At 42.0% G+C, this 23,463-nt stretch carries 15 protein-coding genes and 1 tRNA gene; 4 read left to right on the top strand and 12 right to left on the bottom strand.

Translation table 11 applies throughout. From position 1 onward, the window contains the following. The first annotated feature begins 7 nt into the window (after positions 1 to 7). Positions 8 to 646 carry an alpha/beta hydrolase gene (locus tag P2W73_RS03675; RefSeq protein ID WP_276500635.1) on the top strand — a complete coding sequence of 213 codons (639 nt, stop codon included), beginning with the start codon at positions 8 to 10 and terminating at the stop codon, positions 644 to 646. 17 nt (positions 647 to 663) lie between these two features. On the opposite strand, the gene P2W73_RS03670 is transcribed toward P2W73_RS03675, so the two are convergent. Continuing rightward, entirely contained in the window at positions 664 to 1,560 is an 897-nt protein-coding gene (locus P2W73_RS03670) for a cyanophycinase (RefSeq protein ID WP_276500634.1), read from the bottom strand. A 124-nt stretch (positions 1,561 to 1,684) separates the two neighbouring features. After that, positions 1,685 to 2,980, bottom strand: coding sequence for an aminotransferase class V-fold PLP-dependent enzyme (locus P2W73_RS03665; protein WP_276500633.1), 1,296 nt, complete (start codon positions 2,978 to 2,980; stop codon positions 1,685 to 1,687). 229 nt (positions 2,981 to 3,209) lie between these two features. Between P2W73_RS03665 and cphA the strand changes: the two genes are divergently transcribed. Beyond that, a complete protein-coding gene (gene cphA, locus P2W73_RS03660) occupies positions 3,210 to 5,858 on the top strand; it encodes a cyanophycin synthetase (RefSeq protein WP_276500632.1) in 2,649 nt (882 codons plus the stop codon). Positions 5,859 to 5,962: 104 nt separating this feature from the next. Next, positions 5,963 to 6,033 (top strand) — tRNA-Gln (locus P2W73_RS03655). Positions 6,034 to 6,131: 98 nt separating this feature from the next. Here P2W73_RS03655 and P2W73_RS03650 read toward each other — a convergent pair. The 7 genes from P2W73_RS03650 to P2W73_RS03620 form a co-directional block, all read right to left on the bottom strand. Further along, positions 6,132 to 7,520, bottom strand: a complete 1,389-nt coding sequence (locus P2W73_RS03650) for an FGGY-family carbohydrate kinase (RefSeq protein WP_276500631.1) — start codon at positions 7,518 to 7,520, stop codon at positions 6,132 to 6,134. Then, complete coding sequence (locus tag P2W73_RS03645) at positions 7,520 to 8,794, bottom strand: sugar isomerase (RefSeq protein ID WP_276500630.1); 1,275 nt, start codon at positions 8,792 to 8,794, stop codon at positions 7,520 to 7,522. Before P2W73_RS03645 ends, P2W73_RS03650 begins: the two co-directional genes overlap by 1 nt. 9 nt (positions 8,795 to 8,803) lie before the next feature. After that, complete coding sequence (gene rhaM, locus P2W73_RS03640) at positions 8,804 to 9,118, bottom strand: L-rhamnose mutarotase (protein ID WP_276500629.1); 315 nt, start codon at positions 9,116 to 9,118, stop codon at positions 8,804 to 8,806. Between the two features lie 422 nt (positions 9,119 to 9,540). Further along, a complete protein-coding gene (locus P2W73_RS03635; RefSeq protein WP_276500628.1) occupies positions 9,541 to 11,688 on the bottom strand; it encodes a bifunctional aldolase/short-chain dehydrogenase in 2,148 nt (715 codons plus the stop codon). Continuing rightward, complete coding sequence (gene rhaT, locus P2W73_RS03630) at positions 11,663 to 12,805, bottom strand: L-rhamnose/proton symporter RhaT (RefSeq protein ID WP_276500627.1); 1,143 nt, start codon at positions 12,803 to 12,805, stop codon at positions 11,663 to 11,665. Before rhaT ends, P2W73_RS03635 begins: the two co-directional genes overlap by 26 nt. 111 nt (positions 12,806 to 12,916) lie before the next feature. Continuing rightward, a complete protein-coding gene (locus P2W73_RS03625; RefSeq protein ID WP_276500626.1) occupies positions 12,917 to 15,259 on the bottom strand; it encodes an alpha-L-rhamnosidase-related protein in 2,343 nt (780 codons plus the stop codon). Between the two features lie 129 nt (positions 15,260 to 15,388). Then, on the bottom strand, positions 15,389 to 18,379 hold the full coding sequence (locus tag P2W73_RS03620; protein WP_276500625.1) for a family 78 glycoside hydrolase catalytic domain: 2,991 nt from the start codon (positions 18,377 to 18,379) through the stop codon (positions 15,389 to 15,391). A 239-nt stretch (positions 18,380 to 18,618) separates the two neighbouring features. On the opposite strand from P2W73_RS03620, the gene P2W73_RS03615 reads away from it, so the two are divergent. Continuing rightward, positions 18,619 to 20,715, top strand: a complete 2,097-nt coding sequence (locus tag P2W73_RS03615; protein WP_276500624.1) for a TonB-dependent receptor — start codon at positions 18,619 to 18,621, stop codon at positions 20,713 to 20,715. Position 20,716: 1 nt separating this feature from the next. Here the strand turns inward: P2W73_RS03615 and rfbD are convergent, their stop codons facing one another. From rfbD to P2W73_RS03600, 3 genes are read right to left on the bottom strand one after another with little or no spacing between them, the layout of a single operon-like run. Beyond that, entirely contained in the window at positions 20,717 to 21,604 is an 888-nt protein-coding gene (gene rfbD, locus P2W73_RS03610) for a dTDP-4-dehydrorhamnose reductase (RefSeq protein WP_276500623.1), read from the bottom strand. Between the two features lie 4 nt (positions 21,605 to 21,608). Continuing rightward, the gene (gene rfbC, locus P2W73_RS03605; RefSeq protein WP_276500622.1) at positions 21,609 to 22,169 is read right to left on the bottom strand and encodes a dTDP-4-dehydrorhamnose 3,5-epimerase; all 561 of its coding nucleotides are present in this window, start codon (positions 22,167 to 22,169) and stop codon (positions 21,609 to 21,611) included. A 1-nt stretch (position 22,170) separates the two neighbouring features. Then, complete coding sequence (locus P2W73_RS03600) at positions 22,171 to 23,460, bottom strand: nucleotide sugar dehydrogenase (protein WP_276500621.1); 1,290 nt, start codon at positions 23,458 to 23,460, stop codon at positions 22,171 to 22,173. Positions 23,461 to 23,463 lie beyond the last annotated feature (3 nt).

The following is a 23,463-nucleotide window of genomic DNA, read 5'->3' as shown; positions in this document are numbered from 1 at the left end:
CTGCTTTATGCAAAAAATATATTTCATTAGTGGTTTAGGAGCGGATAGCAGGGCATTTTCTTTATTAGATCTGTCTTTTTGTGAGGCAGTATTCGTTGATTGGATTAAGCCGGTACCCAACGAATCATTAAAAAGTTATGCCCTAAGACTTCGAAAGCAAATTCCGGATGATCATCCCACCGTTATCGGTGTTTCATTTGGCGGTATGCTTGCAACCGAAATGGCAAAAGCTGATGCCAGGGTAAATGCGATTATTATTGCCAGCAATAAATCGGCAGATGAATTTCCCTTTTACCTGCGTATCGGAAAATATTTGCCCCTGTATAAATGGTTACCGACGGTTTTGATAAGAATTAGCTATCGGTTCAAATGGCTATTTGGCGTCAACGATAAAAAACATACGCAGCTACTGGCGGCTATTCTGGCTGACGTAGATCCCAGCTTTCTTAAATGGGCCATTGGCGCCATTCTAAACTGGAAGGGTAAAACCATCCCTCCAAACGTAAAACATATTCATGGCACGGCTGATAAGTTGCTGCCGTTCCGCTATGTAAAAGCTGATTATCCGATAGAAGGTGGCACACATTTAATGTCAATCAACAATCCCCGGGAAGTTTCCTCTTTACTGAAACAACTTCTTGCTTAATGCAACACCAACGGATATCATTCCACATTCACCTGCTTTTTGATAACAGCCCCTTCGCTTGCTTCGGGTAGGAATTTTCGTTCATTGATCAGGTAACCATTACCCTTCTCACAAAAATGTACTTTGATATTTTCTATACTGACTGGATTGCCATCTGGTATATCTGCAAAATTCGAATGCATGATTTCATGGCCATCGATGATGACGACCAATCCGCTACCAATTGCTTCCATTTTATTACCCCCTTCTGTGATAAGCATTCCGGTATCCTCACCCAAGCCGATGCCAATACATCCGGGGTTACCAGCTACAGCCTGTGCCAATCTTCCAAAACGCCCCCGCTTTTCAAAATGCGAATCAATGATCAGGGTAGAAATAAATCCAAGCCCTGTTGTAATTTTCACTTCACCCTTTAAATGTGCTCTTGTTGCGTTGCCTTCATAGATCATCGTATTGCTCATCGCCATAGCTCCGGCACTGGTACCCGCGACCACGAAATTTTCTTCCTGGTAACGTCTCTTTATAATTCGTAAGAACTCGGTACCGCCATTATTAGCACTTAAGCGTAACTGATTTCCGCCACTGAACATTACCGCATCGCAACTACGGATCCGGTCAAGATATTCTGCTTTTATCGTATCCTGGCGGTTACGAATATGCATTACGTCCACATTAGTACAACCTATTTTACCGAAAGCATTGAGGTAATTTTCACCCACTTCATAGGGTATCATCGAGGCTGTGGTGATCACTTCAATACGGGACGAGGGTCCTCCGGCTTCCTCTACGATTCGCCGAAGAATGCCTAATTCAAAAAAGTTCAAATTACTGCGATGAATTTCTCCTGTTTCCAGGTCTGTTCCTTTGTCTTCAGCGCCGCCAACAGCGATTAGTTTTCCTTTAGGATGGCCCATTCAAGCTCATTTGGTAAGCAACAAATGTAAAAGAAAATCGATTTAATGAAAAGATAATAAACGCAGACATGTGGAAAAGTGAATGTGCTGTGTCAGTTTACTTGAGAATGTTTGATATTGGCTATTAGCTTTTCGAAAAAGCAATAATGCCTTCCACTAATTCATCTAAATTTTTTGTAGTGGTATAAACATTGGGAGTAATTCTTACTCCCTTTATATTTTCCCACTCTATGCTTACTGTATGAATTTTATATTTTTCAAATAGAAATTTCTCCAGCTCTGCGGGCTTCTTTCTTTCCACCAGGATGTTGCCAATAGCACAGCCAAATTTTGGTTGCAATGATGTGTTTAACTTCATGGCGGGTATGCCTTTCAATTTTTCCATCCAATAATTTTTCAGGTAGTGAAGACGTTTCTCTTTTCTCTCACTACCTATCATATCGTGAAAGACAATCGCCTCTCCTATTGCCTGTTCAATAAAAAAGGGCCTTGTTCCAAGCGTTTCAAATTTGCGGATATCATCCCGCAATGGCTCTTCCCCACTCGCAAATAATGGGTATACCTTTTTGATGTTTTCCTTTTTTACATATAGCATACCTGTGCCGATGGGCGCATATAACCATTTGTGTAAGCTTGTCGCAAAATAATCAGCTCCGAGATCAGGAATTTTAAAATCAAAATGCGCAAAACTATGCGCCCCGTCCACGATCACTTCAATATTTCTTTTATGCGCTTCATCAGCAATCTTTCGAACAGGCAATATTTGGCCATTCCAGTTGATGACATGTGTAATGTGCACCACTTTTGTCCTGGAAGTAAAAGCATTGACATATTGTTGCACCAGATAATTTTCATCTTCCGAGGGCAATTCCAGATTTATCCATTTGACTTTTATCCCATCTCTTTTTTCCCGCTGCTTGTATGCGTTAATCATGTTGGGATAATCCTGTTTAGAAGCCACAACTTCATCCCCTGCTTTTAATTGCAAGCCAAATATGATTGTTTCAAGGCCTTCAGATGAATTACGGTTGATCGCAATCTCTTCTGCCGGGCAACCAGCGAGTCTTGCAAGGTTTTTTCTCAATGGTTCACGTCCCAGATCCAATACACGCCACATAAAATAGCTGGGTGCCTCATTGGTCATGTCATAGTAGCGCTTCATGGCGTCCTGTACTGTTTTAGGGGCAGGCGACACACCGCCATTGTTCAAATTGATAAGACCACTTGCCGGGGTGAAAGATTGCTGAATATAATACCAGAAATCTTCTTCGGTGGATAGCTTATCAGCTGGCACAGCTTTGGCATTTTGAATTGCCCGGTCCAGATCTTTTGCCCACAAAGGCTGTGTAACAGAAGTAAGAAAGGCACTGGAGGTTATTGCTCCCGCTTTTTGGAGAAAATTCCGGCGGCTGTTCGGCATGGCGACTTGTTTTGACTAAATGTAATTAAAAACTCACTTGAAGAACAATATCACAACACACAAATTATCTTTTTGACCGGCTTTCATTACACCGGCAACTTAACAGAAAAAAAACTAACTTACCATAAAAGCAGTCACAGATGAAACCGGGCATGATAAATTTTTCTCTTACTGAGGAATGGTTATTTGCGGGGTTCCACCAGGCCAAAAAATAATAAAAAATAAACTGATGAAAATACTGGAGATAAAAGTATTGAGGGGCCCTAACTATTGGAGTGTTCGCCGGCCCAAATTGATTCAGATGAAACTTGACCTGGAGGAGATGGAGCAAAAACCCACTAATACGATTGAAGGCTTCCGGGAAAGATTGGAAAATTTGTTACCTACCCTATACGACCATCGATGCAGTGAAGGTGCACCCGGTGGCTTTTTTAGCCGGGTGGAAGAAGGCACCTGGATGGGCCATGTTATTGAACATATTGCTTTGGAAATTCAGACACTGGCGGGCATGGATTGTGGTTTTGGCCGCACAAGAAGCACCGGCGAAAAAGAAGGCGTGTACTATGTCATCTTTGACTATATGGAAGAAGATGCCGGCATCTATGCCGCTAAGGCCGCCGTAAAAATTGCACAGGCATTGATTGATGGAATAGATTACAGCTTCGATGAAGATGTGCAAACCATGCGGGAGATCAGGGAAGACACACGTCTGGGTCCTTCTACAGGTTGTATTGTTGAAGAAGCAGCCAAACGAGGCGTCCCTTACATACGTCTGAATAAACAAAGTCTTGTTCAACTCGGTTATGGTGTACACCAAAAAAGAATAAGAGCTACCATTGCTTCAACTACTTCTAACATTGCGGTAGACATTGCCTGTGATAAAGAAGAAACAAAAAATTTGCTCGAAGCTGCGGAAGTGCCGGTACCAAAAGGCGTAGTTATTAGATCGGAAGCCGGTTTGGATGACGCCATTGAGCGCCTGGGTTATCCATTGGTGATAAAACCTGTCGATGGTAACCATGGCAAAGGAAATACGACCAATATCGTTAATCGTGAGCAGGCACAAAAAGCATTTGAAGCAGCCAAAGAATATGGCAGGAATGTGATCGTAGAAAAATTCATTACAGGTTTTGATTTCAGGGCACTGGTGGTTAATTACAAATTTATTTGTGCAGCTCTTCGCACCCCGGCGGCTGTTACGGGTGATGGAATCAATACGATACAGTATTTGATCAATGAAACAAACAAGGATCCGCGGCGGGGATATGGACATGAAAAAGTGCTAACGCAAATCACTATCGATCAGTTTACCCAGAAAATGCTGGACGATGCCGGTTACACGTTAGAAACAGTTCCTAAACATGGTGAACTGGTTTTATTAAAACCCACCGCTAATCTCTCAACAGGAGGTACGTCGACTGACGTAACCGATGAGGTACATCCTGCTAACATATTTATGTTTGAACGCATAGCCCGGATCATTGGCTTGGATATCTGTGGTATCGATATTATGGTAAAAGATCTCCGTAATCCTGTTGCAGAATCGGGTGGAGCAATATTAGAAGTAAATGCAGCCCCCGGTTTCCGGATGCATATTGATCCGTCGGAAGGAATACCAAGGAATGCGGCAGAGCCTGTGGTTGATATGCTTTTTCCGAAAGGGAGTATTGGACGAATTCCAATTATTGCGATCACAGGTACAAACGGCAAAACTACTACTACCCGTCTGTCGGCCCATATTGCTAAAAGTGCCGGCAAAAAAGTTGGTTATACGACTTCAGATGGCGTATATATCCAAAATCAAATGATGATGAAGGGTGATTGCACCGGACCCGTGAGCTCGTCGTTTGTATTAAAAGACCCGACCGTTGATTTTGCAGTGTTGGAATGTGCCAGGGGTGGCATTTTAAAATCAGGATTGGCATTTCAGCATTGCGATGTAGCCATTGTCACAAACGTAGCGGCAGATCATATTGGACTGGGCGGCATCAATACAGTTGAACAAATGGCAAAGGTAAAAGCAGTGGTGCCTGAAACTGTTTTCCCCCACGGCTATGCCGTATTGAATGCAGATGACGACCTGGTGTATAAAATGAAAGATGGATTGAAATGTAATATTGCATTTTTCAGCATGGATGAAAAAAATCCACGCATTAAAAAACATTGCGCCACAGGTGGGCTGGCTGCTGTATATGAGAACGGTTATGTCAGTATCATGAAAGGCACCTGGAAAATAAGAGTTTCGAATGTAAAAGATATTCCTATCACTTTTGAGGGTAAAGCTATTCATAATATTGCAAACGTCTTGCCGGCAGTGCTGGCCACTTATTTGTATCGCGACATTACCATTGAGGATATCAGGCAGGGGTTATTAACTTTTGTTCCTTCTTCATTGCAAACCCCCGGAAGGTTAAACTTTTTCCAATTTAAAAACTTTACATTTCTCGCTGACTTCGCTCATAACCCACATGGTCTTCGCCTCCTGTGCGACTTCATCAGTAAGCTGGATTATAAAAACCGGGTGGGAATAATAAGCGGTACCGGTGACCGGCGGGATGAAGATATCCGTGAACTGGGAGAAATATCAGCGCAGTATTTTGATGAAATAATTATCCGCTGCGACAAAAACCTAAGGGGTCGTACTGCAGATGATATTATTAATTTATTAAAACAAGGGCTCGATAAAGTAAATCCTGAAATTCCCACCACAGTCATTCCGAATGAGAACGAGGCGTTGGAATATGCCTACGCCAATGCGAGACCAGGAACGCTGGTGACGATCATGTGCGATGTGGTGGCCGGGGCGCTGGATAAGATCCGGGAGCTGAAAGAAAAAGAGGACAAAGAGGAGAAAATCGCTGCCGCAAAGCAATTATAAATGGCCAAAAAGAACAGTTTTTCTTTCTAAAAACCATTTGGGAGGAAAGCAATCAACCCTTATTTTTGCACTCCAATTTAAAAATTGGCACTTCGCAGTGTTATTGGCCCATGGTGTAATGGTAACACTACTGATTTTGGTTCAGTCATTTAAGGTTCGAATCCTTATGGGCCAACGGAATAACGTAAAAGCCGCTTTTATAGCGGCTTTGTTTTTTACCAGGATCAACATAAATCTGTTTGTTATTCGGGATTTCCCTCTTTTCGCCAACTTTTACCCTGACACCTTAGCTTGATTGACGGAAAACAATTTCAACTCAATAATGTCCGCCGGCAGCGGCTTATTGTTCCAATGAGGATGAATGGCCAATGCGGCACCCAGCGAACTGGCTTGTGCTACGGAGGCCGCATATACTTCTATCGACGGAAAGGCTTTTGCCAATAAATACATGTAAATGGAGTTTTTACTGAACCCACCATCCACAAAAATTCGTTTGACCATTGTTCCTTTCAACACAAGGCTCGTACTTTTTACCTGCTGCTGGATTATATCAGCGATCAGCTGATGATACGCTTTTTCGTAATTCGAAAATTTGGCAAGATCTCTTTCCGCAAAGGCAGATTGACCAACCATGACCTTGTCATTCAACCCTTGCATTTTTTGGTTTAATGGTTTTAATTTCTTCAATATTTCTGTGTCGCATTTAACTCCAGAGTAATAATCGCTGGCTACATTAAAATGCGCCGCTAACCTTTTTACCTGTTGTTCATGCTCATAGCCTGCGAATAGCCGGGACGCTTTTACCGGCTTGCCCTCATACGATAAGTAGCAAAGACAATCGTGGTTTAATTCATTGTTGGTAAGCTGTGCATGGTTAAACGGATTTAAACTAATACACCAGGTACCTGTTGACAATAAAATAAAGGGCTCATTAAAAGAAGCGAGATACGGTATCAATGCTGCGGAACTATCGTGCAATCCTGCCCCTCCCGGGATTCGTTGTTCTGTATATCCGGCAATCTCCGTGCAACCTAAAATTGGCGCAAACTTATCTTCAATACCCTCCGACTTTACCCACCGGTGATACTTTTTATATTGAAAATTCCAAAGGGCGGTGTGACAACCGACGCTTGTAATATCAGTGTGTATACCGGATGTAAGAACATGGCTCAGGTACTGAGGCAAATGCAAAGCCCATTTGATCTGTGCAAAGAAAGCGGGCTTTTCATGTTTCAGTCGATATAATTGCATTCCCGAGTTTAAACTGCCTAATACAGGTGAAGCAGTTTGCCGTGCAATAGTGCTTTCCGTTCCGTAAGTATTGTAAAATTGTTTTTGAAGTTCAGCGGAATATGGTTTGAGGTAATTGTACAATGGACCTGTAACTTCCAGGTCATTATTTAAATACACAAAGCTTGCACCGTAAGCAGAAAAATTAACAGCCCTGATGTCAAATCTTTTATCGCCCAATAATGCAGTAAAAGAACCTTTCACCCACCTGGCTAATGCAGCTACATCTTCACAGGCAAATCCGTCTTCATCTTTTATCTCTTCAAATTGCCTGCTCTCTTCATATACCAGTTTGTACTGCTCGTCAAACAATACCAGTTTCTTATTTGTTTTGCCAACATCAAATATGGCTATGGCTGGAATTCTTTTCATCACAATCCGGTTGCAACTGTTTTAGTACCTCTTTCTTTTATCAGCTGTTCTCTTATTTTTAAATCACGGAAGAATTGCAGCGGTTGAAGAGCGCCTCCGCTTCTCAGTCTTGCTTCGGCTACCAGCGGCCGCAAATCTGTCCGAAATGTATTTTGTAATATCTCCTGTGCTGCTACCACGTCATTACTCTCCTGTGCCGTAATTAAATTTTTTCTATCCACCGTCAACGCCTGCGCATAAGCCAGCATGATGGCTTCAACAGACTGCAACAGATCCTCCAATGGATCTTTCACATTATGGCTGGCATCGATCATCCAGCCAAGATCCTTCGCATGATCCATACCCTTTGCATCCATCCCTTCTACCAGTTCATTAAAGATCAAAAAAAGCTGATATGGTTTTATACTTCCCACGGTAAGATCATCATCGCCATACTTGCTATCATTAAAGTGAAAACCCGCCAACTTTCCTTCCATTAATAATAAAGAAACGATTTGCTCAATATTTGCGTTTGGTAAATGGTGACCCAGGTCAACCAGCGTATAGGCTTTGGACCCCAACTTGTTTGCATACAATAATGACTGCCCCCAATCCCCTACCGTCATGGAATAAAAGTTTGGTTCAAAGGCTTTATACTCTACAAACACCTTCCAATTATGCGGTAGCGCAGCATATATTTCCTGCAAACTCTCCAGCGTATTTTGGAACGCCTTCCTGAAATTTAATTGACCGGGAAAACAGCTGCCGTCACTCAGCCAAACCGTCAATGATTCTGAACCCAATTCGACGCCATGCCTGATTACTTCGATATTGTGTTCGATAGCTTGTTTACGAACAGATTTATCAACGTGTTGCAATGAACCGAATTTGTAACTCAATTCCTGGTCCTTCTGGTCCTGGAATGTATTGGAGTTAACAGCATCGAACCGCAATCCTAACTGCGCCGCTAATGCTTTGATGGACGCATAATTTTCCGGTATATCCCAGGGAATATGTAGTGAGATAGCACCGCTCGACTGATTCAATGCATGCAATAATCCAACATCCTCCATTTTCTCTTCCAGGTTGCCAGGTTCGCCGGCGCCGGAAAAACGACCGAAGCGGGTACCACCTGTGCCAAGTGCCCAACTGGGAATAGCTACATTAAAGTCCATCAATTTTTGCAGCACTGCATCTACATTTTTTATATCTGCAGCCAGGAATTCAAACTTTCTTTTATGATCCAACAGCAATGGCTGGTTAAACTCCTGTATTTTATATTTTTCAATTTGCATAGCAATCTTTTATGGTAAATAAAACACTTCTTTCAATGGGATATTGACGGGTGAGTTATCATCGTTTGTTTCCATGATATCCTTCATATAGGCCCACCATTTTTGCATTACCGGGTGTTTGGGCAACTCTTCCAGTTGACCCGCATCTTTTATTGTAAGATAACCAAACAAATCATTGGTTTCTTCATCGAGAAATATAGAATAATCGCTGATGCCTGCCTGCTTTAACAAGGCTTCCAACTCCGGCCATAAAGCATCGTGTCTTTTTTTGTATTCCGCCTCATAGCCTTTGAAAAGTTTCATTTTAAAAGCAACTCGTTTCATATATTTTTTGATACCAGCTTTAGTAACTCCGATTGAGTCCCGATACCTATCCGGATTGCGACGCCCCATTCATCATTCTATTCGCTACTGAGCGATGTCGAAGTAGAGGCAACCCACCCCAATTTACTACAGCATTCAGACTCCTATATTCGCCCCTCCACGAGGGGAAGTGCCCTTAATGCTCTCTCGTAAATCCAACCTTAATCACTACCAAATCGGCCTCATCCCTCTTATCCCTTCCCCGAAAGGGAAGGGACGGTGCTACTGTGCAAACCCAAACTGCATTCCTACCACATCAGCTTTATATCGCTGCCCGGCATTTTCGAAGACTCTGATAATTTTTTGAATCTCCGAAAAGCGAGGCTTGTGCGCTGGTGGCCTCCTCTTTCGGAGGAGGTCGGGAGGAGGCTGGATGGGGTCTCTTACCTCACAAACGCTGCCGCAACTCCTCCATCCACATTCAATACGTTACCTGTCGACTTATTTAAAAGCCCCCCCACAAATGCAAAACAGGCATTGGCAATATCCTCGGGTAAAATAATTTCATTCAGCAAAGTACGTCCTGCATAGTATTGAGGCAACTCCTCCACTTTAATGCCATACGCCTTTGCACGACCTTCGGCCCATCCGCCATTCCAGATATTACTACCAGCAATTACAGCATCAGGGTTCACTACATTCACTCTTATTTTATCCTTACCCAATTCGGCCGCATTTAATCTTGCCAAATGCAGTTGTGCTGATTTAGCTGATCCATAGCCTGCGTTGTTAGGTCCGCTAACCAATGCATTTTTACTAACAATGTTCAACACATCTCCGCCGAATCCCTGCTTGCGCATGATCTCTACTCCTTTTTGTGTTACGAGGAATTGTCCCTTTACTAAAACGTCATATAGCAGATCCCAATCTTTTTCGGTATGATCCTCTATCGACTTGGATATGGAAAGGCCAGCGTTATTTACAATGATATCAATGCCACCAAAAGCCAACGCGGCCGTTTGCAAAGTTTGATCAATAGTATTTGCATTCGTCACATCCAATACATCTGCCGCAAATATATCTTTACCAAAGATTGTTTTAAACTCTTCTTTTGCTTCTTCCAGTCTTTCAGCATTCATATCATTTAATACTACACAAGCTCCTTCTTCCGCCATCTTTTTAGCGATAGCCTTACCAATGCCACCAGCACTACCCGTTATCAATGCAATTCTACCACTCAATGGTTTTGGTTTTGGCATCCGCTGTAACTTGGCTTCTTCCAACAACCAATATTCAATATTGAATGCCTCCTGCCGCGGCAACGAGGTATATTCCGAAATTGCTTCGGCTCCTTTCATTACATTGATCGCATTTATATAAAATTCAGCAGCTACTCTTGCTGTTTGTTTGTCTTTTGCAAAAGTGAACATACCCACACCGGGATATAAAATCACAACGGGGTTGGGATCACGCATGGCAGGGCTATTAGGATGTTTGCAGGTATCATAATATTCCGCATACATTTTTCTATACGCATCGAAGACAGGGGACAATTTTGCTTTTAGGTTAGTTGTATCACTTATATCTTCAGCAGGAGACAACTCTAATACCAGCGGAGAAATTTTTGTACGAAGAAAATGGTCGGGACAGCTTGTACCCATCGGCGCCAATCTTCCCAGGTCATTCGAATTAATAAACTGCAATACCCTGTCGTCATCGCTGAAATGGCCGATCATACCCCTACCCCCTGAAGGGGAATTTTTAAGATCACTATTTGAACAGAAACCTCTCAGAATTGGCGCTAAGGTGGCTGCTTTTTTCAAGCGTTCCTCTTTTTCCAATGACTGAATTTTTTGTCCACCGAATATGGGACTTTTTTTCCCATAATTATCTTCCAAATATTGCGCACAACGTTCGATTACCTCCAATGTGTTCATATAACTTTCGTAAGCCGTATCTCCCCAGGTGAATAAGCCGTGAGAGCCTAACATGATACCACGAATGCCCGGGTTTTCATCCAGGCACTGCTTTAACTGTAATCCTAAATCAAAACCTGGTTTCTGCCATTTTACCCAACCAATCGTTCCGCCAAACAATTCTTTGGTAATGCGTTCCCCATCCTCTGCGGCAGCAATAGCAATGGCTGCATCCGGATGTAAGTGATCAATATGTTTAAAGGGTAAAAATCCATGCAAGGGAGTATCGATTGACGGAGCTTTGGATGACAGATCGTAAATACAATGATTGAAGAGCTCAACCATTTCATCTTCGAATTGAATGCCGCGGTAAATATTTTTTAATGCTCTTAACCGGTCAACATACAATGCAGCCAGGCCATTTCTTTTCATCGTGCCCAGGTCGCCGCCCGAACCTTTCACCCACATCACTTCAGTTTCTTTACCTGTAAGCGGATCGTTAGCCATTGCCTTACAGGATGTATTACCGCCACCATAGTTAGTGAGCCTAAGATCAGCACCCAATAAATTGGAGCGATACACCAATAGTGCTACTTCATCTCCCTGCATCGATGCAGCTTTTTCCTTATCCCACAGGTAACTTACATGTTTAAATTTTGTTGTCGCCACTGACATATGTTGTAGTTTTTTCTTGTTTTGATTTTTCATGCAGATTATTACCACGACCAACCAATAACACAGATAGTATGATAATGATAATACCTATCGTGATAGTTGTAATGGTTTTCTTATTTACACCTTTCCATTCTTTTAAAACCAGTCCCCACATATTCGCCACCAGTATGATGAATGCCATATGCAGTATCCATGAACTCGGGCCATTGCCCAGTTTGCTTTCGCCCATTCCATAAAAGAAAAACTGGAGGAACCAGGTAGTGCCGGCCAGGGCCGAAAACAAATAGTTGGAAAGTAATGGCGTCTTCTTGTTGGTATAATCACCAAATGTTTTGTTGCGGGCATTGAGTATCATACACCAGATAAAATTGGTAGTAAGACCTCCCCACAATAACACAACGTATATAACATTATTGCGGTATAAAAATTCTCCTTCACCTGGATTGACGGCTTTCCATGCATCATTGGCTACCATTGCCAGCGATTGACCCGCTTCGAGACCAAAATTGAAACAAGCACTCAATACGCCGGATATAATCGACACCAGCATACCCAACCCAAACTTATACTCCGTTTTTGCCGCCACACCATGTGGATCTGTACCGGCAGCATTCAGCTGTTTTTCTTTCATCATTCCCGCTTTACCACAGATAATGATTCCAATGATACAAACGAGAAGTCCTGCCAGCACAGTCAGGCCCCAACTGGAACCTACCATCATACTGAACGTATCTTTTCCTTCCACCGGTGAAAAATCATAATAAATAGAGGGTATCAGTGCACCGAATACCATACAAAGACCCAGAATGATACTGCTGCCCAATGATACACCGAGGTAGCGAACTCCAAGACCGTAGGTCAAGCCACCAATTCCCCACAGCACACCAAACAAATAAGTAATGCAAAACGTTGAAAACTCTTCACCCCTGATGATATCTGCAAACCCGGGTATGGTTAACCATGCGGCAATGGGCGGAACGATGAGCCATGAAAATAATCCGCCTGTTATCCAATAGCTTTCCCAATGCCAGCCTTTGACTTTTTTATAAGGAATATAAAAACTGCCAGAGGCAAAACCACCGATAAAATGAAAGATGACACCTAGTATGACCTGCATTCGTTATTTATTTTTATTCATTATGGCAATGACGACAAAACTAAAGTACAGTCGATTTGTAACTGTCATGGTCTGTCTTTTGAAACTACGCCTAACTGCCTGGCCAACTTCCTATAACATTGTAAAGGAATTTTTCCCGCTTTTTAACCGAAATGTTTTGCCCTTCCAAACGAAAATGCCGGCAGTTTGGGGAGGCAGATTGATTTCGATATCCCATTTTTTATTATACACATAACTTATGGATAACGTTCCATTTGGATGTGGTATCTCACCTTTGATATTTTTTAATGACCCTGGATGCGGTTCAATTCTCACTTGTGAAAACCCCGGTGCATGACTGTCAATCCCTAATACCGTTCTGAAGAATTCAATATTCGGACTTGATCCCCATGCATGGCAATCAGAACGGGCATTGTCAATTTCTGATATCTCGGCCCAGGTCGTCAGCCCCATTTCAATATTTTCTTTCCATTTATCCAGCCATTTTAAATAATCATTGCCTAATCCCGCTTTGATACCTGCCCTATGCAAATAATATTTGAAATAAATAGAAGCAGGCGAAAGTGTACGATCGTTGAATAACTTTTTGGCAAGTTCTGTGGCGTCAATACCTGTGACAGTTTCGGTAAGAATGGCCAGCGTATTGGCATGCTGGGAATAGCGGTCCTTATCACGGGTATCGGCAAATAGTTTTTTCTCTGCATTCCAATAACTGCGCCGTATCGTCTGCTGAAGCTGCATAGCTTTTTGTTTATACATATCAGCCATTCCCTTTATACCTAATTGTGATTCCAGTTGCACTGCCAATTGCAATGCCCATAACAATTGAAAATCCAATAAGGAAGAACTGCCATCAGAGCCAATTGGGCCTACACCTCCCGGCCATCCTGTTTTCCCTTCTACCCAATCGGTAAATATCCAGTAGGGCACTTTTCGCAATGAACCATCAGCCTGCTGGTATTTGCTAAAAAACCAAAGCACATCTCTTATGCCTTGTATCTTATCTTTTATAAATGTACTATCACCACGATACATCCAGTAGTCATGCACCATACCAATATACCACAGAGAGAAGGTAGGAATTTGCTGTGGCGAAAAAGAAGGATGACGGCTTAACGTGATACCTTCAGCCATTCTTGAATGATCCATTTGAGTAATGGCATTGCGCACCAAACGGTCATCACCGCTGTTATACAATGAAACCAGTGCCTGTATTCTTGCATCGCCAATGTATTGCAACTGCTCATAGTAAGGACAATCCATATAAGTTTCCCATGCACAAAGCCTTGCTGTACGCCAGCCGGTTTCAAAAATTTTATCCAGTATTTTATCATTGGCATCAAACTTTGCATTCAGCTTAAATGGATACCCGGTAAACACACTATAAATATCCTCAATGATCAGCGGTTCATCTTTTGTTGTCACTCTCACCAGTATATACCGAAACGTTCGAAAGTTCAGGGTGCTGAAACGCTGGCTGACTTTTCCGTTTGAAATGATACTATCTTTTCTTCCCGCTATAATCTTTCCTTCCACTTCATTGCGGTTGCCTTTGCGAAATGTTTTACCGGGTCCGTCAGGCTTTTCACTAAACAATGCTTCTGCATAAGTAAAGGAGATACCTGCATTGTTTCCGTTGCTGAAAATCATTTCAGGATAAGCGTTGGTAAGAACTGACTGATCGAGTAAAAAAGAGGCTTGTGTATTGGCCAAAATAGTAAGTGAAGTTTTTACAGATGGAAAACCATTGGGAATACTGACACCTTCAAACTTTCTTACAGCGGAAAAACGTTGCGCTGTTAATTCCATTTGCGGTAAGGGAGACGGCACCAGCATCCAGTCAGCAATATCAACTGTTCCTTTCGGTGTGGCGCTGCGCCATCCAACTTTAGTTGCATTACCCCATGCATTATCATCAAAATCATTTTTCATCCAGTCATCCGGCATGGCATGCATATCAATCAATTCACCCGGACCGGCAACATAATAAGCATTATAACCAATACCACCGGCCAATGCTGTGTAAGCAGTATTCTTTAAACACTTCCAGCCATTGTTTGTATTAACTATTTCTTCTTTGCTTGTATTACCCTGCAACAAAAAACCCGTGCGGTTGGAGATCTGTCCTTCGGGGCGGTGCTCACCTTCATTCCAAACAACAGCAGCTATTACGTTATCACCTTGCACAAGTAAAGGTGCCAGGTCCACCGTCTCATAGTTCCAGTGATTCAAGTCGTTTCTCGCCGGACCATGCGAAACCAGTTTTTCATTAACTATTAATGCATAACGATTGTCACCCGAGACATGAACAATGAAGGTTTTCGGTTTTTCCGGCAATGAAATTTTTTTTCTGAAATAATAAACACCATAAGTTTTGGCAGGAGCATCCGGAACAGTTATCCAAAAGGCATTCCATTTTTGAGGATATACCGGCAGCTTAGTTTGCGCGGTCATTGATACAGCAAATAGCAAACAAAACCACAGCAAGGAAAAATTTAGAAATCGCATTTGAGGGACAATAATAGTGAATGAAAATCTTAGACTGTTTTGCAGTAAATCAAATTTATTCTTTAGCAAAAGTTGTCATTGCCTCACTCCTTCGAACGCCGTCCATCCTCCTTCCAATTTTAACCTTACCACTTTCCCTTTATCGTCCCGGATAAAACTAATCGTCGAACCATCTGTTCCTTCGAATTGATCTTTGATATTTCTTATAGGTTCCAGTTCCCCACTATTATTCATTATGACAGCCACCAGTTTATCATTCTGCGTCTTTATTTCGATATTGCTGATCGTACCTCCTTCCACTTTGTAGTTGCCAACATAATCAGCCGGATTAAATTTCACTCTCGCCTCTGCCGGCCTGGATGCTTCAAAATGATATATGCCTGATCCCAATTTTACCACAACATATCCCTCTTCCTTTCCCGCAATTGATATTTCTTTTAAGGAGGAAATGCTTTTGCCACCTTCCATGGTGGTTGCAACATCCGCAGCAGGAATATAAATAGTGGCTGTTGTATTGGCAGGTATTTCCACATTCATTATTATTTTATCTGCTTCCACCTTCCATCCGCTGCTAAGGGTGCCATAATAAGTCTTTAATGATGCAGAAGCATTGGTAAATCCACCGCCGATATACGGTTTTATTTTTATCTGCTTATATCCGACGCCATCTTCATGTGTATCCAAACCTACCATTACTCTATACATCCAGTCGCCAATAGCACCATAGGCGTAGTGATTATATGAATTCATCGTCGGAGTTTGAAAAGTGCCGTCGGGTTTGATTCCATCCCAGCGTTCCCAAATAGTGGTAGCTCCCATTTTTACAGGATATAACCATGAAGGATAATCTTCCTGCAGCAATAATTTATAAGCAATATCAGTGTAACCAAAACGGCTAAGCACATGACACAAATAAGGTGTACCCAAAAAACCGGTGGTAAGATGATTATTATAGTTTCTTACATTATCGGCCAGCCGTTGCGCTGCCTGCTGCCGCAGGTTTTCGGGCAGCACATCAAAATTCAAGGCGAGTACGTAAGCTGTTTGTGTACTGGATACGAGGCGGCCGTTACCCGTTACATATTCTTTCAGAAAAGCATCTTTGATCTTTTGCAATAAGTTGGAGTAAGTTGAAACATCTTCGCTCTTGCCCAACACTTTTGCTGCATTAACGAGTAATTGAGTAGAGTGGGCAAAAAAACATTGAGCAATAAGATATTTATCCGTTACAGCAGATCGTCCGTCATTGTCATCAAAAGGACGATAAAAAAGCCAGTCGCCAAAATGAAAACCTCTATTCCATAAAAAATTCGTGCTGTTCTTCTCCATAAAACCTATCCAGGCCTTCATGCTTTCATATTGATCTTCCAATATCTTTTTATCTCCATAAGCGAGGTACATGTTCCAAGGGATGATCGTAGCCGCATCGGCCCAGCCGGCAGATCCGGCTGACCCACTTCCCAAAACATTTGGCACAACAAACGGAACGCTTCCATTAATTTGATCAGCCGCTACATCTTTCAACCATTTGGCAAAAAAATTATTGACACCAAAATTGAAAGCAGCTGTTCTTGAAAATGCCTGGGCATCTCCTGTCCAACCCAATCTTTCATCCCGCTGCGGACAGTCAGTAGGAACGTCGAGAAAATTACCCCGTTGTCCCCATTGAATATTATGCTGAAGTTGGTTGATCAATGGATGCGAGGAAGTGAAGTTGCCCGTTGGTTTCATATCGGAATAAAGGGCAACTGCGGTGAAGTCTTCGGGTTTCAGCTCCCCCGGATAGTCGACAACCTTGACATATCGAAAACCAAAAAAAGTAAAATGAGGTTCGAAATTTTCTTCTCCATTACCACTTAAAATATACCGGGCAGTAGCTTTTGCAGCCCGAAGATTTTCGATATAAAAATTTCCTGCTTTATCCAAAACTTCAGCATGTTGCAAAGTGATCTTATCACCTGCTTTGCCCCAGCCTTTCACCATGACCCAACCCACCAGGTTTTGCCCAAAGTCAATGACCCGCTCCCCCGTAGGTGTTGTAAAAATTTTCAGGGCTTTAAAAGTTTCATGCTTTTTTACAGGTTCATTGCAGGTGGCAACAAGATTATCATACGAGCTTGCCTGCTCCTTCACACCTGACCATTCAGCATCATTAAAAGCAGCGGTTGACCAGCCTTTCTTTTCTTCCCTGGCATCATAGGTTTCTCCATGGTAAATTTCAGCATAACGAATACCGCCGGTAGAAGATTTCCAACTATTGTCCGAGCTGATTATTTCTTCGGAGCCATCAGCATAATGTATATGTAATTGAGCCAGTACACCCAACTTTTTACCATAGATATCTTTACTATTTTCCCAGGCAAGAAATCCGCGGTACCATCCGTTGCCCACCACTATGCCAATAGCATTTTTTCCACGCTCCAGTAAATTGGTGATGTCATACACCTGGTATTGCAACCGCTTATTATAACTTGTCCAACCGGGAGTAAGATAATAATCGCCTACCCTTTTCCCGTTGACTGAGGCTTCATACATGCCATGGGCTGTAACGAAAACTGTAGCTGCAGCAATTTTTTTATTGACCGAAAATTGCTTGCGAAAATATTGGGCCGGCCGGTTAATGGAATCTTCAGTATATCCAATTTCGATCCATTTAGCTTTCCACCCGATAGCTATCGGGTCTGCCTTATCCAGCAATGCCGTCTGAAAAAAAGCCAGGTTACTCCAACCGGATACCCCTCCTTTATTATCCCACACTCTTACCTGCCATTGATATTTTTTTGCGGACTGTAATGAATTGCCCTTGTACGGTACCTGTACAGATTGATCCGACGATACTTTCCCGCTTGACCATACTGCGTTTTTACCGGCACTTACTTTTATTTCATAAGCCGTCTGAAGTGTATTTCTTTTATCACTTATCAATTGCCAGCTAAACCTTGGTTGTTTTGAATCGATACCAATTGGATTACTTAGGTTTTCAGTTAACAAATTCTGAACCTTTAGTTGGGCCGGGCAAATGGAACCAAAAAAGATACTGGAGAGCAAAAGAAAGAGATTTCGCATGACAAGCTTTTTTTGAGGTTGAAAGTTTACAAAAGTTAAGATAACTCTGCATCACAATTCTTCCATCCTGTACTGTCTCGGACCTGATTCTATACGTAGTTACTGTCAACTTAAATATAAAAAGATTCTACCGCCAATCTAAAAAACAACCTCATTGATCCCCGATAAAAATTGGCACCAATTAAATGACTTTAATTCTTTGCTATTTTTTTGCAATGTTTAAGTAGTTTTGATGCAATATGAAACACCAACTCTGCTTTTTCTTGTTGCTGTTGCAGCTAACAAGTTTTGCCCAAACAGAAAATCCTGTAATTGAGAAAGACTCCATAAAAGAATTATCCCCGGTTTTATTAAAAGGTTATGAATCGAACCGCTCATTAGCAGAAACACCGGTCGCAGTCGGTTATATCACTACCAGCGATATCGAAAGACTTTCTAATACAACATTACTACCGTCCGTTAATGCTATTCCGGGTGTAAAAATGGAAGAGCGATCTCCGGGAAGTTATCGGCTGAATATTAGGGGCAGCTTGCTTCGTTCACCGTTTGGAGTAAGAAATATAAAAGTTTATTGGAACGACATGCCGTTTACAGATGCCGGTGGCAATACTTATTTAAACCTGGTAGACCCGGTGACTATTGGCGCTATTGAAATTTTAAAAGGACCTGGAGGAAGTTTGTATGGAGCTAACACAGGGGGTGTTGTGGTGTTGCATACGGATGAACTACCAATTGTTGATGATGGCGGCAAGACAAAATCAAATCGTTTCCGCTTGCAGTTGAATGGAGGTTCATACGGTAGCCTGGGAGAGCAGGCCCAGTGGAAATACCGGAAAAATGGATTTAGTTCATCATTTAATCAAAGTCATCAACAAGCCGACGGTTATAGAGACAATAGCAAACTGCGACGGGATGTTTTTCAATGGAATGGCCAAAACAAATTTTCAGAAAAAGACAAAACAGAATGGTTGTTATTATATGCCGATTTATATTATCAAACACCCGGTGGATTGACGCTGGCACAGATGGAGCAGAATCCCAGGCAATCAAGACCGGCTACTGCTACCCTACCCAGTGCCGCTGAGCAAAAGGCTGCTATTTACAACAAGACTTTTTTTGGTGGTTTAAGCCATACACACACGTTCAATCAGCGATGGACAAATGTCAGCTCTGTTTCGTTTTCGAATACAGATTTAAAAAATCCTTTTATTACTAAATATGAAAAGCGAAATGAAGCGAACCTGGCAGCACGAACGAAATTTATTTATAACGCAAACTTCAGTGCTCATAGCTTACAAGTAATTGGTGGCATGGAATGGATGCATGGCTATGCTGGTATTAATGAATACGGTAACAGGAAAGGGGTGCCTGATACCATTCAAGCCAAAGACAAAATATGGGTCAGCCAATGGTTTCCCTTTGCACAACTGGAATGGCAGATAAAAAAGAAATTGTTGATACAGGCGGGTGCCAGCACTAATAAATATACATTCCAGTATAGGCGCTTAACCGGAGCTGATGATGCAAAAAGAAAGACAACGTTTGATGAGCAACTTTTGCCACGTATAGCGGTCTTGTATCCTTTCAAACAATACCTGTCAGTATATGCTTCGGCAAGCAAAGGATTTTCACCAGCTACATTGGCTGAAATCAGGCCATCAGAAGGAAGCTTTAATACAGCTCTTCAGCCTGAGTTTGGCTGGAATTATGAATTTGGTTTTCGCGGAAGCACTGTTAATAACCGTTTACAATATGATGCTTCCATTTACTACTTTAAATTGAAGCAGGCCATTGTGAGAAGAACAAATGCTATAGGCGCGGAGTATTTTGTGAACGCAGGAGGTACTAAGCAAAAAGGGGCCGAATTGTATATAGGTTATGCATTTGTCAATAACACTTCGAACTTTTTTAACCTGGTAAAGCTATGGTCCGGCTTTACGTACAATGACTATAATTTCACCAATTATTTTAACGATACCCTAGATTATTCAGGCAATGCTTTGACAGGGGTTCCCAAATACAACTCAATAACCGGGTTGGATATCTCTACATCACCAGGATTTTATTTACATGCAAATCTTAATTACATGTCTAAATTACCACTGAACGATGCCAACGATGCATTTGCTAAAGAATATTACTTGTTGCAAGCCAAACTGGGCTGGAAAAGGAAACTAACTTCTTCGATTGCCATGGAGTTATTTGCAGGCGTTGACAATATTTTAGATGAACATTATAGCCTGGGAAATGATATTAATGCAGTTGCTCCTGCCAAAAGATATTACAATCCTTCTCCCTTACGAAACTATTTCGGAGGAGTTATACTGCAGTTTTAACTTAACTCTTCTGTTTGATTTTATCGATGCATGTTGCAAGACTCTTCTTCCAATCTTTGATCTCAATGCCAAAACGGTGTTGGATCTTTGTCTTGTCCAACACGGAATAGAAAGGCCTCTTAGCCGGTGTTGGAAAATGTGAAGTAGGAATTGGGTTGACTACACAGTTGCTTCCCGACAATTCTTTTATCGCAACTGCAAAATCATACCAGCTAATATTGCCGTCATTGCTGAAATGATAGATGCCTCCGTAACCGGGTGTTTGATGATCGCTAATTTCCAAATTCGAAATGATGTTCATAATAGCTTCTGCTAAATCAGCCGCATGGGTCGGAGCGCCTCTTTGATCACTGACAACATTCACCTGGTCTTTCTCGGCCATTAAACGCAACATTGTTTTGACAAAATTTTTTCCAAACTCTGAATAAACCCAGGCGGTGCGAATGATTATTGCGGAAGGATTATTTTGAATTATGCTTTTTTCTCCTTCAAGCTTTGAATCGCCATACAGGTTTACCGGATCAGTAATATCATCTTCTTTATAGGGAAAGTTGCCTTTACCATTAAAAACATAATCGGTGGATAGGTGTATGAGTTGAATGTTGCCCGCTTCACAGGCAATAGCCATCTCTTTGGGAGCTTCCGCATTTATTGTATAAGCCAGCTCTTTCTCCGATTCCGCCTTGTCAACTGCTGTATAAGCCGCACAGTTAATAAGATAATCGGGTTTACTATTGGAAATATACTCCCTGATTGCTGCAGGATTATCTAACGCTAACTGTTCCCTTGTGGTAAAAATAAATTCAAAGCTGGTGTATGACTTTGCTAATTTCTGCAGTTCTTCTCCTACCTGGCCATTAGCACCCGTCACTAGTATTTTTTTACGCATACCGTTACTGCTCAAATGTGAAATTGGATTGACTTTCTGCCAGGAATGGTAACACCAGGTCTTTATCCGATACAATAGCTTTATCGGCGGGTATCTGCCAATTAATATTTAATGAAGGATCATCAAAACGGATACCACCTTCGCTTTCCTTGTGATAAAACGCATCGCACTTATAAAGCACCTCTGCCTTCTCACTCAGCACAGAAAATCCATGTGCAAATCCCCGGGGTATTAATAATTGCTTTTTATTCTCCGCAGATAACTCTATATCGAAATGCTTTCCGTAGGTGGGAGAGCCCTTTCTTATATCTACCGCCACATCCAGGATGCTGCCCTGCAATACACGAATCAACTTGGCTTGTGCATGTGGATTTAGCTGGTAATGCAAGCCACGTATCACGCCATAGGAAGAAGATGATTGATTATCCTGGATAAACCGGATATTGACTCCCTGCTGCTGAAACGTTTTTTCATTATAGGATTCGAAAAAATACCCGCGGCTGTCTTCAAAAATTTTTGGTTCAAACACAAGCAATCCGGGGATGTCTGTCGTTATAAATGGCATACTATAAACTCCAGTATTTTCTATTGTTGATTTTATTGCGATAAATTCCCTTCAGGTCTGCGACCAGTGCATGAGGTTTAGTAATACCAGAGAAATAATCGTCATCTAATTTTATGTAATCATTATGCGGAACAGTTACGATAACCGCGTCATATTCTTTGCCTATCTCTTCAGTAAGACCAAACCCATACTCATGCTCCAACTCTGCCGAGTCAGCATGAGGATCTTCGACATCCACATTTACATAAAATGCCTTCAATGCCTTTACCACATCGGCCACTTTGGAATTACGGATATCGCTTACGTTTTCTTTGAAGGTAGCTCCCTTAACCAAAACCCTCGCAGACTTTACATCCCCTACGGTTTTAATGATATGCTGCACGGTTTTACGGGCTACATAGTTAGCCATATCATCATTAATCGTGCGGCCAGCGAGAATAACCTGTGATTTGTATCCCAGCTCATTTGCTTTATGCGTGAGATAATAAGGGTCAACGCCAATACAGTGTCCGCCTACCAGACCGGGCTGAAACTTTAAGAAATTCCATTTGGTTCCTGCAGCTTCCAATACTTCAAACGTGTTGATATCCATCCTGTCAAAAATGATTGACAATTCATTCATCAACGCAATATTCAAATCCCGCTGGGTATTTTCGATAATTTTAGCAGCTTCTGCCACTTTGATACAAGAAGCTCTGTGTACCCCTGCTTTTACTACCAACTCATAGGTTTTCGCAATCTCTTCCAATGATTCGTCATCACATCCTGAAACTACTTTCACAATGCTTGCCAGCGTGTGGTGTTTATCACCCGGATTGATTCTTTCAGGAGAATATCCCAATTTAAAATCAACGATATTTTTTAGTCCTGATAATTCTTCTATGATCGGTAAACAATCTTCTTCCGTACAACCCGGATATACTGTTGACTCGAATACAACATAATCTCCTTTCTTTACCACCTTACCTATTGTTTCAGAAGCTTTTTGCACCGGAACAAGATCAGGCACGTGGTGCTCATCAACGGGTGTAGGTACCGCTACTATAAAAAACTTCGCTTCCCTCAACACATCCAATGAGTTTGTGAAAACAATATCACAGCCATCAAACGCTTCTTTTTCCAGCTCGTTGCTCGGGTCAATGCCCTGCTTCATCATTTCAACACGTTTGGCGTTGATGTCAAAACCAATCACCGATATTTTCTTTGCAAATTCTAATGCTATCGGGAGACCTACGTATCCCAAGCCTATCACAGCCAATTTTGCCCTTTTTTCAATTAATTCCTGATACATGAA

The sequence above is a fragment of the Terrimonas pollutisoli genome (genome assembly GCF_029360765.1).
Lineage (GTDB): Bacteria > Bacteroidota > Bacteroidia > Chitinophagales > Chitinophagaceae > Terrimonas_B > Terrimonas_B pollutisoli.
Note: the sequence above shows the minus strand (reverse complement) of the source record. Positions and strands in the feature narration are given on the sequence as shown.